The 12,099-nt window shown below is 65.2% G+C and carries 10 protein-coding genes; 9 read left to right on the top strand and 1 reads right to left on the bottom strand.

What is annotated here, in order from left to right:
• Positions 1-20: 20 nt before the first annotated feature.
• The gene (gene tkt / locus G3N59_RS05110) at positions 21-2,063 is read left to right on the top strand and encodes a transketolase (protein ID WP_205981458.1); all 2,043 of its coding nucleotides are present in this window, start codon (positions 21-23) and stop codon (positions 2,061-2,063) included.
• A gap of 131 nt (positions 2,064-2,194) precedes the next feature.
• Complete coding sequence (gap, locus tag G3N59_RS05105; protein ID WP_205981457.1) at positions 2,195-3,205, top strand: type I glyceraldehyde-3-phosphate dehydrogenase; 1,011 nt, start codon at positions 2,195-2,197, stop codon at positions 3,203-3,205.
• Between the two features lie 104 nt (positions 3,206-3,309).
• Here gap and fur read toward each other — a convergent pair whose 3' ends face one another.
• Positions 3,310-3,738, bottom strand: coding sequence for a ferric iron uptake transcriptional regulator (gene fur / locus G3N59_RS05100; RefSeq protein ID WP_205981456.1), 429 nt, complete (start codon positions 3,736-3,738; stop codon positions 3,310-3,312).
• Between the two features lie 154 nt (positions 3,739-3,892).
• On the opposite strand from fur, the gene G3N59_RS05095 reads away from it, so the two are divergent.
• The 7 genes from G3N59_RS05095 to holA all read left to right on the top strand — a co-directional run bounded on the left by G3N59_RS05095 (position 3,893) and on the right by holA (position 11,991).
• Positions 3,893-4,795: an outer membrane protein assembly factor BamE gene (locus G3N59_RS05095; protein WP_241023182.1), complete on the top strand. Its 903-nt coding sequence runs from the start codon at positions 3,893-3,895 to the stop codon at positions 4,793-4,795.
• 309 nt (positions 4,796-5,104) lie between these two features.
• Complete coding sequence (gene dapB, locus G3N59_RS05090) at positions 5,105-5,902, top strand: 4-hydroxy-tetrahydrodipicolinate reductase (RefSeq protein WP_205981454.1); 798 nt, start codon at positions 5,105-5,107, stop codon at positions 5,900-5,902.
• Between the two features lie 129 nt (positions 5,903-6,031).
• The gene (locus G3N59_RS05085) at positions 6,032-6,754 is read left to right on the top strand and encodes a MotA/TolQ/ExbB proton channel family protein (RefSeq protein ID WP_205981453.1); all 723 of its coding nucleotides are present in this window, start codon (positions 6,032-6,034) and stop codon (positions 6,752-6,754) included.
• Between the two features lie 28 nt (positions 6,755-6,782).
• The gene (locus tag G3N59_RS05080; RefSeq protein WP_205981452.1) at positions 6,783-7,220 is read left to right on the top strand and encodes a biopolymer transporter ExbD; all 438 of its coding nucleotides are present in this window, start codon (positions 6,783-6,785) and stop codon (positions 7,218-7,220) included.
• Between the two features lie 267 nt (positions 7,221-7,487).
• Positions 7,488-10,082: a leucine--tRNA ligase gene (leuS, locus tag G3N59_RS05075; RefSeq protein ID WP_205981451.1), complete on the top strand. Its 2,595-nt coding sequence runs from the start codon at positions 7,488-7,490 to the stop codon at positions 10,080-10,082.
• Between the two features lie 91 nt (positions 10,083-10,173).
• Positions 10,174-10,725 carry an LPS assembly lipoprotein LptE gene (gene lptE, locus G3N59_RS05070; protein WP_205981450.1) on the top strand — a complete coding sequence of 184 codons (552 nt, stop codon included), beginning with the start codon at positions 10,174-10,176 and terminating at the stop codon, positions 10,723-10,725.
• 33 nt (positions 10,726-10,758) lie between these two features.
• Positions 10,759-11,991: a DNA polymerase III subunit delta gene (holA, locus tag G3N59_RS05065; protein WP_205981449.1), complete on the top strand. Its 1,233-nt coding sequence runs from the start codon at positions 10,759-10,761 to the stop codon at positions 11,989-11,991.
• Positions 11,992-12,099 lie beyond the last annotated feature (108 nt).

The following is a 12,099-nucleotide window of genomic DNA, read 5'->3' as shown; positions in this document are numbered from 1 at the left end:
CTCGTTCCTCCGGACTCGACATGACGACTTCGTCTTCCGCCTCCCCCGCAACCACCACGTTGATGGCCAACGCGATCCGCGCGCTGTCCATGGACGCCGTTCAGCAAGCCAATTCCGGTCACCCCGGCATGCCCATGGGCATGGCTGAAATTGCTGTTGCGCTGTGGGCGCGCCATCTGCGCCATAACCCGACGAACCCGCACTGGAGCGACCGCGATCGCTTCGTGCTGTCGAACGGCCACGGCTCGATGCTGCTGTACTCGCTGCTGCACCTGACCGGCTACGACCTACCGATCGGCGAGCTGAAGAACTTCCGCCAGATGCACTCGAAGACGCCGGGTCACCCGGAATTCGGCATCACGCCGGGCGTCGAGACCACCACGGGCCCGCTCGGCCAGGGTCTGGCGAACGCGGTCGGCATGGCGCTGGCTGAAGCGCTGCTCGCCGCCGAGTTCAACAAGGCCGACGCACAGATCGTCGATCACCACACCTACGTGTTCGTCGGCGACGGCTGCCTGATGGAAGGCATCTCGCACGAAGCCTGCTCGCTGGCCGGCACGCTCAAGCTGAACAAGCTGATCGCGCTGTACGACGACAACGGCATCTCGATCGACGGCGACGTCGTGAACTGGTTCCACGACGACACCCCGAAGCGTTTCGAAGCCTACGGCTGGAACGTGATCCCGGGCGTGAACGGCCATGACGTCGACGCTATCGACGCAGCCATCGCCAAGGCCAAGGCCTCGGACAAGCCCACGCTGATCTGCTGCAAGACGCAGATCGGTCACGGCTCGCCGACCAAGGCCGGCGGCCACGACGTCCACGGCTCGCCGCTGGGCGCGGAAGAAATCGCCAAGTGGCGCGAAGCAGCGGGCTGGAAGTGGGAGCCGTTCGTCGTGCCGCAGGAAGTCTACGCAGACTGGGATTCGAAGGCCGCGGGCGCGAAGCTCGAAGGCGAATGGAACGAAACGTTCGCAGCCTACAAATCGAAGTACCCGGCCGAAGCCGAGCAGTTCGAGCGCCGCATGGCCGGCAAGCTGCCCGCCGACTGGGCGCAGAAGGCCGCTGAAATCATCGCCGGCGCTGATTCGCGCAAGGAAACCGTCGCGACCCGCAAGGCATCGCAACTGGCCATCGAAGGTCTGGCGGCAGCGCTGCCGGAACTGCTGGGCGGCTCGGCCGACCTGACCGGCTCGAACCTGACCAACTGGAAGGCTTCTAAGCCCGTCCGTGCGGCCAAGGCTGGCGAGGCAGGCATCGAGTGGGGCAACCACATCAACTACGGCGTGCGCGAATTCGGCATGAGCGCGGCGCTCAACGGCATCGTGCTGCACGGCGGCTACAAGGCCTTCGGCGGCACCTTCCTGACGTTCTCGGACTACAGCCGCAACGCCCTGCGCGTGGCCGCGCTGATGAAGTGCCCGTCAATCTTCGTGTTCACGCACGACTCGATCGGTCTGGGCGAAGACGGTCCGACCCACCAGTCGATCGAACAGGTGCCGAGCCTGCGCCTGATCCCGAACATGACGCTCTGGCGTCCGGCCGACACGGTTGAAACGGCCGTGGCCTGGACCGAGTCGATCGCGCATCAAGGCCCGTCGTCGCTGATCTTCAGCCGTCAGAACCTCGCGTTCAACGAGCGTACCGACGCGCAGATCGCCAACATCGCCAAGGGCGGCTACGTTCTGAAGGACTGGAACGACGACATCCCGAGCCGCAAGATCATCCTGATCGCCACGGGTTCGGAAGTCGAACTGGCGATGAAGGCCGTCGAAGCGCTGCAGCGCGAAGGCATCGGCGCCCGCGTGGTGTCCATGCCGTCGACCAACGTGTACGACCGTCAGGACGCGGAATACAAGGAACGCGTGCTGCCCAAGGGCGTGCGCCGCGTGGCGATCGAAGCTGCGCAAGGCGACTTCTGGCGCAAGTACGTAGGCCTGGAAGGCGGCGTGGTCAGCATCGACACGTTCGGCGAATCGGCCCCGGCTGGCGTGCTGTTCAAGCACTTCGGCTTCACGGTCGAAAACGTCGTGGCGACGGCCAAGGCCGCGCTGGACAACTAAGCATCGCTTCAAACGGGCTCGCCTTCTGGCGGGCCCGTTTGCTGTGTGCTCCCGGCGCAGGCTGCCACGAGCCGCCAGAGAGCCCGGCACACGGCGCAGTAACAGAATTTTTTACCATCAGGAGATAAACCATGACGATTCGCGTCGCAATCAACGGCTACGGCCGCATCGGCCGCAACACGCTTCGCGCCTTCTACGAGAACGGCAAGAAGCACGACATCCAGATCGTCGCGATCAACGACCTGGGTGACGCGAAGACCAACGCGCACCTGACGCAGTACGACACGGCACACGGCAAGTTCCCGGGCGAAGTGTCGGTGGACGGCGATTACCTCGTCGTCAACGGCGACCGTATCCGCGTGCTGGCCAACCGCAACCCGGCAGAACTGCCGTGGGGCGAGCTGGGCGTCGACATCGTGTTCGAATGCACGGGCTTCTTCACGACCAAGGAAAAGGCCAGCGCCCACCTGAAGGGCGGCGCGAAGAAGGTCATCATCTCGGCGCCGGGCGGTAAGGACGTCGACGCGACGATCGTCTACGGCGTGAACCACGAAGTGCTGAAGGCGACGGACACGGTCATCTCGAACGCATCGTGCACGACCAACTGCCTGGCACCGCTCGTCAAGCCGCTGAACGACAAGATCGGTCTGGAAACGGGTCTGATGACCACGATCCACGCTTACACGAACGACCAGGTTCTGACGGACGTGTACCACGAAGACCTGCGCCGCGCGCGCTCGGCCACGCACAGCCAGATCCCGGCGAAGACGGGTGCGGCATCGGCGGTCGGCCTCGTGCTGCCGGAACTGAACGGCAAGCTGGACGGTTACGCGATCCGCGTCCCGACGATCAACGTGTCGATCGTCGACCTGTCGTTCATCGCCAAGCGCGACACGACGGTCGAAGAAGTCAACGCGATCATGAAGGAAGCTTCGGAAGGCGCGCTCAAGGGCATCTTGGGCTACAACACCGCACCGCTGGTTTCGATCGACTTCAACCACAACCCGGCATCGTCGACGTTCGACGCCACGCTGACCAAGGTCTCGGGCCGTCTGGTCAAGGTGTCGAGCTGGTACGACAACGAGTGGGGTTTCTCGAACCGCATGCTGGACACGGCTGTGGCACTCGCAAACGCGAAGTAAGCCGGTATCGCCTGGCTCGAAGTACAAAAAAACCGCCCCGAGGGGCGGTTTTTTCTTGCTGCAACTTACAGGAAAGGCATTTTCCCGCTGCCGCCGTGCATGCTTCAATGCTTGCGGTGCGGGCAGTTTTCCTTGGTGCACGCACCGTACAGCGCGAGCGCGTGCTCCTGAAGCTTGAAGCCGCGCTCGTTGGCGATTATCTGCTGGCGCTTTTCGATTTCGGGGTCGAAGAATTCTTCGACCAGTCCGCAATCGAGGCATACCAGGTGATCGTGGTGGCTGCCTTCGTTGAGTTCGAAGACGGCTTTGCCCGATTCGAAGTTGCTGCGGGTGAGCAGGCCAGCCTGCTCGAACTGCGTGAGAACCCGGTAAACCGTGGCGAGGCCGATGTCCAGCTCCTCGTTCAGCAGGTTCCGATAGACGTCTTCGGCGGTGAGGTGACGCACCGGGCTGTGCTGAAAAATCTCCAGGATCTTGAGGCGCGGTAAGGTCGCCTTGAGGCCGATGTTCTTGAGATCGGTTGGATTGGTCATGACGATAAGTCCCTGGAGTACAATGCTGGGTTCTTATGTTAATGCGTTTTTGCCGTTACGGGCATCTTCGGCAGAACTTCGAACGAACTTCTACAGAACACGCGCGGCTTCGCGAAAAGCCCGCACGGTGAGGGAAATGATTCCAGAATTCACTATGATCGGCCGACGTCTGAATGGCGGCCGCCTGGCGTGCACCCTGCTGGCTGCGGCCGCGTTCGCGGCGCTCGCCGGTTGTTCCACTTATGACAGCCTGACGCAACGCGTCGCCCAGAGCATCACGCCGTACCGCATCACGATCGTTCAGGGTAACTTCGTTTCGGCGGAAGCCGCGGCGCAGATGAAGGTGGGCATGTCGCGCGCGGACGTCAAGCAACTGCTTGGCACGCCGCTCCTGACCGACATGTTCCACTCGAATCGTTGGGACTACGTCTTCTACTTCAAGCGCGGCTCGACCGCCGTGGTCCAGCAGCGCGACTTCGTCGTGATGTTCGACGGCGATCGCGTGTCGAGCTGGTCGGGCGGCGAAGATCTGCCGTCCAACCTCGAGCTGCTCGCCGAAATCGACGGCGACAAGATGGGCAAGAAGTACAAGGCGGCGTTGGCTGCGGGTGCTTCCGGCGCGTCGGCGGCTTCGGCGGCTCAGGCCAGCGGCGCAAGCGCCGGCGGCCCGACCGTGCCGGATACGGCGCGCACGCCTTCGTCGGAACTGGGCACGGCGACCTCGCAACTGCCGCAGGACGCGAACGCTCAGGCCGCCGCCGCCGCGAACCGCGCAACGGATGCCGTGCAGACGCCGTCGGGTCTGACGCCTTCGGTGCGCGCAGGGACGCCTACCTCGTCGGCGCTGCCGCCGAACGTGGGCACCATGCCCGCGCAGGTCCAGCTGCACCGCTCGCCGCCGCCGCAGATCCAGGGCGTGCCGCAGCCGAATCCGGTGGGCCCGACCACGGGTGCGCAGGGTACCGGCGACTCCAACGCCGCCGTGCTGCCGCCGTCGCACAACTCGCCGTTGACCGCGCCGCCGCAGGTGCCGGCTTCGGGCACGACGGGCAACTGATCGGCGCCCGGCCGGCTTGATCCGCGATGAAGCGTCAGTTGGGCTTCGGGCGGATCGAACCGGATCGGCGAAATGGGTGAGCTTTACTCGCTTCAGGCCTGGCGCTGCCCGCCGGGCCCGTTCCATCGGCGGCTCTCGGGCCGCCGTTTCGCTTTTAGCCGTCCAGAGCGGCTATCCTTGGCAGCAACTATCTCGAAAAATGTCCGGCGAACCGTCAGCGGGGCGCGGTCATTGAGCACGAATCGGGCACGAAACCGCCACGAATCGGGCACGAGCCGGGCTGCCGGTCACACCATCGCAGGAACAGTCATGAAAATCGCAATCGCCGGAGCGTCGGGCCGCATGGGCCGGATGCTGATCGAAACCGTTCTGAATACGCCTGACGCCACGCTTTCGGGCGCGCTCGTGCGCAAGGGTTCGGCCGCTGTGGGCCAGGACGCGGGCGCGTTCCTCGGCAAAGACACCGGCGTGCGCATCACCGACGACATCGAGCAGGTTTTCGCGCAAAGCGACTGCCTGATCGACTTTACGCGTCCGGAAGGCACGCTCGTGCATCTCGAAGCCGCCCAGCGCCATGGCGTGAAGATGGTGATCGGCACGACCGGCTTCGACGCGCAGCAGAAGGCGCAGCTTGGCGCCGCCGCGCAGAAGGTGGGCGTCGTGTTTGCGGCCAATATGAGCGTGGGCGTGAACGTCACGCTCAAGCTGCTGGAATACGCCGCGCAGTTTTTCGACAAGGGTTACGACATCGAGATCATCGAAGCGCACCATCGCCACAAGGTCGACGCGCCTTCGGGCACGGCGCTGGCGATGGGCGAAGCGGTGGCGAAGGCGCTCGGCCGCAACCTCGACGAATGCGCTGTCTATGGCCGCGAAGGCGTGACGGGCGAGCGCGATCCGTCGACGATCGGTTTTGCGGCGATCCGTGGCGGCGATATCGTGGGCGACCATACGGTGCTGTTCGCGGGTATCGGCGAGCGTATCGAGATCACGCACAAGTCGTCGAGCCGTCTGTCCTATGCGCAAGGTAGCGTGCGTGCGGCGCTGTTCCTGCAGGACAAGGCGAGCGGCCTGTACGATATGCAGGACGTGCTCAGCCTGCGCTAAAAGCGTCAGGCGGCGCTTCGGCAAGCGTATTTGCAAGCGCTTCAGTAGCCGCTTTAGTCGTATTCGGGCCCGGCCAGTCGCGCCGGGCCAGCCGTGCGGCGCAGGCCGCGACATCACACGCGAGGTCCGATGGCAGCGAGCAACGGAGTCATCCACTATCTGCAGACCAGCGACGCCGTCACGCATGCCGTGGCGTGGGTGCTGCTGGCGATGTCGATCGCGAGCTGGTGCTTCCTGATCGTGAAAAGCTGGGTGCTCGTGCGCACGAAGCGTCAGGGGCCGCGCGCCGTGGCGCAGTTCTGGCAGGCGCATTCGCTCACGGACGGCGTGAGCGCGATGCGCGCGCTCGATCGCGAGCGTGTTTTTCTGCCGCTCGCGCAGGCCGCGCTGGCCGTGACGGAAACCGATCCGGCGGGCGCCTTGCTGGCCCGCGTCGATCGCAGCGAGCGCGTGCTGCGCGCCTTGCGCGGCGCGCTCCAGGCTTCGCAGCGGCGGCTCGAATTCGGCCAGGTGCTGCTGGCTTCGGTGGGCAGCACGGCGCCGTTCGTCGGCCTGCTCGGCACGGTCTGGGGGATCTATCACGCGCTCGGCAGTATCGCCGCGAGCGGCCAGGCGATGATCGAAAACGTCGCCGGGCCGGTGGGCGAGGCGCTCATCATGACCGCGTTCGGTCTGGTCGTCGCGATTCCGGCGGTGCTGGCCTATAACATCCTCGGCCGTCTTGCGCGCCAGATCGGCGACGATCTCGACGGCTTCGCACACGATCTGCACGCCTACGCCTGCGCACCCGACAGCGGCACGCCGCGGCGCGAGGCTGCACCGCGCGATCCTGCGCGCGCCGGTTCGTACTGAACGCGCAAAAGCCGCGAGGAGCGACGCAATGGCATTCGGCGGACTCGAAAAGAAGCGCGATTCGGCACCGATGGCCGAGATCAACATGACGCCGCTGATCGACGTCATGCTCGTGCTGCTCGTCATCTTCATCATTACCGCGCCGCTTTTCACGCATGCGATCCGGCTCGATCTGCCGAAGGTCGCCGCCGAAGCCGTGCAGCAGACGCCGCAAACCGTCACGCTGTCGATCGACGCCGCCGGCAAGGTGTTCTGGAATGCCCAGCCGGTGTCCCTCGACGAGATGCGCCAGCGCTTTACCGAGGCCGGCAAGCAGCCCGAGGCGCAGCAGCCCGAACTACAACTGCGCGCCGCGCGCGACACGCGCTACGACGTCATCGCCCAGGTGATGGGCGCGGCGCAGCAGGCCGGTCTTGCGCGCATCGGCTTCGTGACCGAACCGCCGCCGCCCGCCGCTCAGCATTGAGTGGGCACCGAGCGGGCACTGATCGTCGCCTGCGCCTTTCCAGCCGCCGCATTTCCCCAATTCGCGCCATTCGAAAAGCCAGCGGAGAGCGCGGCCAAGTCAACGGTATAATCAGCGTTTCCCTGTAAAAACGGGGCCCTGCCCACGTCGCGCCCGACCATCGTCAGACGATCGCGCCGGCCGGTGCGGTGCGCCAGACGCCTTCAGGCGCATTCGCATGCCGCCGCAGGCCCGTTTCAGCCGAATCTGCGTTTTCCCATCCACACCATGCTCGAAAAATACGTTCCCTCCGACGTCGAATCCGCCGCGCAAGGCGAATGGCGTGCCAGCGACGCTTACCGGACGGCCGAAAAGGCCGACAAGCCCAAGTTCTATTGCGTCTCGATGCTGCCGTACCCGTCGGGCAAGCTGCACATGGGCCACGTGCGGAACTACACGATCAATGACGTGATGTACCGCTATCTGCGCATGAACGGCTACAACACGCTCATGCCGATGGGCTGGGACGCGTTCGGCATGCCCGCCGAAAACGCGGCGATGGCCAACGGCGTGCCGCCGGCGCAGTGGACGTACGACAACATCGAGTACATGAAGGGCCAGATGAAGGCGATGGGTCTCGCCATCGACTGGTCGCGCGAAATCGCCACCTGCAAGCCCGATTACTACAAGTGGAACCAGTGGTTCTTCCTGAAGATGCTCGAAAAGGGCATCGCCTACAAGAAGACCGGCACGGTGAACTGGGACCCGGTCGACCAGACCGTGCTCGCCAACGAGCAGGTGATCGACGGGCGCGGCTGGCGCTCGGGCGCGCTGGTGGAAAAGCGCGAAATCCCGATGTACTACCTGCGCATCACCCAGTACGCCGATGAACTGCTGAACGACCTCGACGGCCTCGGCTGGCCCGAGCGCGTCAAGATCATGCAGCAGAACTGGATCGGCAAGAGCTTCGGCGTGAACTTCGGTTTCCCGTACGAACTCGACGGCGAGAAGAAGCTGCTGCGCGTGTTCACCACGCGCGCCGACACCATCATGGGCGTGACCTTCTGCGCGGTCGCCGCCGAGCACCCGCTCGCTACGCGCATCGCTCAGGACAAGCCGGAACTGCAGGCGTTCATCGAAGAATGCAAGAGCGGCAGCGTCGCCGAAGCCGACGTCGCGACGATGGAAAAGAAGGGCATGCCCACGGGCTTCACCGTCACGCATCCGGTCACGGGCGAGCAGGTGCCGGTGTGGATCGGCAACTACGTGCTGATGAGCTATGGCGAAGGCGCCGTGATGGGCGTGCCGGGCCATGACGAGCGCGATTTCGCGTTCGCGAAGAAATACGATCTGCCGATCAAGCAGGTGATCGCGGTCGAAGGCGAAACCTACTCGCTCGACGGCTGGCAGGAGTGGTACGGCGACAAGGAACGCGCCGTCACCGTGAACAGCGGCAAGTACGACGGTCTGGGCTACATGGCGGCGGTCGACGCCGTCGCGGCCGACCTCAAGGCGCAAGGCTTCGGCGACAAGCAGGTCACGTGGCGTCTGCGCGACTGGGGTATCTCGCGCCAGCGCTACTGGGGCACGCCGATCCCGATCATCCACTGCCCGAGCTGCGGCGACGTGCCGGTGCCGGAGAAAGACCTGCCGGTCGTGCTGCCGGAAGACCTCGTGCCGGACGGCACGGGCAACCCGCTGGCGAAGTCGGAAGCGTTCCTGAACTGCAAGTGCCCGACCTGCGGCGCCGATGCAAAGCGCGAAACCGACACGATGGACACCTTCGTGGACTCGTCGTGGTACTTCTACCGCTACGCCGCGCCGGACGCACAGGCGATGGTCGACGAGCGCACCGACTACTGGATGCCGATGGACCAGTACATCGGCGGTATCGAACACGCGATTCTTCACCTGCTGTATTCGCGTTTCTGGGCGAAGGTCTCGCGCGACCTCGGCATCGTGAAGTTCGGCGAACCGGCCAAGAACCTGCTCACGCAGGGCATGGTGCTCAACGAAACCTTCTACCGCGAAGATCCGTCGGGCAAGAAGAGCTGGTACAACCCGGCCGACGTGACCGTGACGCACGACGACAAGGGCCGCCCGGTCGGCGCGACGCTCAATAGCGACGGCCAGCCGGTGGTGCTCGGCGGCGTCGAAAAGATGTCGAAGTCGAAGAACAACGGCGTCGATCCGCAGGTGCTGATCGACCAGTACGGCGCCGATACCGCGCGTCTGTTCACGATGTTCGCCGCGCCGCCCGAGCAGCAGCTCGAATGGTCGGGCGCGGGCGTGGAAGGCGCGAGCCGCTTCCTGCGCCGCGTCTGGTCGTTCGGCGTGACGAACGCCGAAGCGATCAAGTCGCGCGCAACGTTCGACGCCGCCACGGTCACGGAAGCCGAAAAGACCCTGCGCCGCGAAGTCTATAACGTGCTCAAGCAGGCCGATTTCGACTATCAGCGTCTGCAGTACAACACGGTTGTGTCGGCGGCGATGAAGATGCTCAACGCCATCGACAGCGCGAAGGAAGCGGGCGCAGGCGTGCAGCGCGAAACCTTCGGCGTGCTGCTGCGCGTGCTGTATCCGGTCGTGCCGCATTTGACGTTCGAACTGTGGAAGGAACTCGGTTACGCCGACGAATACGGCACGCTGCTCGACGCACCGTGGCCGAAGGTCGACGAAAAGGCGCTCGAACAGGCCGAGATCGAACTCGTGCTGCAGGTGAACGGCAAGGTGCGTGGCGCCGTGACGGTCGCGAAGGACGCCGCGAAGGACGTGATCGAAGCCGCGGCAATGGCGCACGAAATGACCGTCAAGTTCGCGGAAGGCCGCGCGCCGAAGAAGATCATCGTCGTGCCGGGCCGCCTCGTGAACGTGGTGGTCTGAGCTTGAAGATGTGATGTATGGGCGGTGCTGCGAGGTCTGAAAGATCGCGCAGCACCGTCGTTCCGAATCTGTCGCGAACCAGGGAGTCCATGTGATTCGCAGATCGTTTCTGTTACTGGCCAGCAGCGCGCTGATGCTTTCGGCGTGCGGCTTCCAGCTGCGTGGGGAGCAGAACTACGCGTTCAAACGGCTCGCCATCGTCGGTGCGCCGCCGCCCGTGAACGCACGCCTTACGCGCATGATCGAAGGCGGCAGCGATTCGGTGGTGGTCGAATCCGCCGCCAATGCCGACGCCGTCCTGCACGTGAGCGAGTCGCGCAGCTTCAGCACGCTCACGCTGAGTTCGCTCGGCGTGGTCGAGGAATATCAGGTCAACTATTCGCTGAACTACGCGCTCACCGCGAAGGATGGATCGCCGCTGATCCAGCCGAGCACGATCGCGCTGAACCGCGCGATGACTTATAGCGACCAGTACTCGACCGCGAAGGTGAGCGAATCCGCCCTGTTGTTCGCAGATATGCAGAACGATGCGGTGGACCAGCTCACGCGCCGTCTGGCCGTGCTCAAGACGCTGAATCCCACGCCGGATCAGGTGGTGCCGGGCGTCTCGCCGGGCGCGCCGCTGCCGCCGCCGCCGCTGTAATGCGCGGCTCGACTTTTATCTGAAGCACACGCCATGCAATTGCGACTGGACGGACTCGAGCAGCATCTCGCCAGAGGGATGGCCGGCCTGTACGTCGTCTACGGCGACGAGCATCTGCTCGCCCAGGAAGCGTGCGACCGCATTCGCGCGAGCGCGCGGGCGGCCGGCTTCACCGACCGTTCGGTGTTCACCGTCGAGCGCGGTTTCGACTGGAGCGCGCTGTTGGGCGCGAGCCAGTCGATGTCGCTGTTCGGCGACCGCCAACTGGTGGAGTTGCGCATTCCGTCGGGCAAGCCAGGCAAGGAAGGCGCGGATGCGTTGAAGACGCTCGCTGCGTCGGCTAAGGCATCGGCGAATCCTGATGTGCTGACGCTCGTTACGCTGCCGCGCCTCGACGCCGCCACGCAAAAATCCGCGTGGTTCACGGCACTCGCCGATGGCGGCGTGGCGATCAAGATCGATCCGGTCGAGCGCACCGCGCTGCCGAACTGGATCGGCCAGCGGCTTGGTCAGCAAGGCCAGCGCGTGGCGCCGGGCGAAGATGGCCGGCGCGCGCTGCAGTTCGTCGCCGAACGCGTGGAGGGCAATCTGCTCGCCGCGCATCAGGAAATCCAGAAGCTCGGTCTGTTGTATCCGCAAGGGGTGCTGAGCTTCGAACAGATTCACGACGCCGTGCTCAACGTGGCGCGCTATGACGTTTTCAAGCTCAACGAAGCCATGCTGACCGGCGATGTCGGCCGTCTCACGCGCATGCTCGACGGGCTGGAGGGCGAGGGCGAGGCCGCGGTGCTGGTGTTGTGGGCGGTCGTCGAAGAAGTCCGCACGCTGCTGCGCATCAAGCGCGGCGTGGCGGCGGGCAAGCCGCTGGCCGTGCTGCTGCGCGAAAACCGGGTCTGGGGGCCGCGCGAGCGCCTGATCGGACCGGCGCTTTCGCGTCTGAGCGAGGCGACGCTGGAACGTGGGCTTGCGCTGGCGGCGCGTCTGGATCGGCAGGTCAAGGGCCTGTCGGGGCAAGCGCGCGGCGATTGGCGCAATGCGCTGCCGCCCGATGCCTGGGACGGCCTGTTCGAACTGGCGATGACCGTGGCTTCGCCGCGCGATGCCGGTGCGGCTGTGCGTCCCGCTGCGGGCGCTCGCGCTGGTGCTGCATCGGCTCCAGGGCGTGCCCAGCCGGGCGGGCCGGGGGCAAGCCCGGCTGCCGCCGCCGCGGCTGCCGCTGCTGCGGCACGACCGCGCACCGCAGGGCCGGGGCGCAGGCCAGGCTGACCGTCCAGGTTGGCCGGAGCCACTTCCCGGCACCTGCTTCCGCTTGCGTGCGCGGTGCCTTTTACGGCATGTGCCACGCCCGATCTGTCAGAGCGCGCCCAGCAAAGC

It is taken from the genome of Paraburkholderia sp. Ac-20340 (assembly GCF_017104965.1).
Classification (GTDB): Bacteria; Pseudomonadota; Gammaproteobacteria; order Burkholderiales; family Burkholderiaceae; genus Paraburkholderia.
Note: the sequence above shows the minus strand (reverse complement) of the source record. Positions and strands in the feature narration are given on the sequence as shown.

Bases quoted from the DNA above. Each gene is read 5' to 3' on its own strand.
- tkt (WP_205981458.1), top strand. From the start codon at position 21: ATGACGACTTCGTCTTCCGCCTCCCCCGCAACCACCACGTTGATGGCC.
- gap (WP_205981457.1), top strand. From the start codon at position 2,195: ATGACGATTCGCGTCGCAATCAACGGCTACGGCCGCATCGGCCGCAAC.
- fur (WP_205981456.1), bottom strand. From the start codon at position 3,738: ATGACCAATCCAACCGATCTCAAGAACATCGGCCTCAAGGCGACCTTA.
- G3N59_RS05095 (WP_241023182.1), top strand. From the start codon at position 3,893: ATGATCGGCCGACGTCTGAATGGCGGCCGCCTGGCGTGCACCCTGCTG.
- dapB (WP_205981454.1), top strand. From the start codon at position 5,105: ATGAAAATCGCAATCGCCGGAGCGTCGGGCCGCATGGGCCGGATGCTG.
- G3N59_RS05085 (WP_205981453.1), top strand. From the start codon at position 6,032: ATGGCAGCGAGCAACGGAGTCATCCACTATCTGCAGACCAGCGACGCC.
- G3N59_RS05080 (WP_205981452.1), top strand. From the start codon at position 6,783: ATGGCATTCGGCGGACTCGAAAAGAAGCGCGATTCGGCACCGATGGCC.
- leuS (WP_205981451.1), top strand. From the start codon at position 7,488: ATGCTCGAAAAATACGTTCCCTCCGACGTCGAATCCGCCGCGCAAGGC.
- holA (WP_205981449.1), top strand. From the start codon at position 10,759: ATGCAATTGCGACTGGACGGACTCGAGCAGCATCTCGCCAGAGGGATG.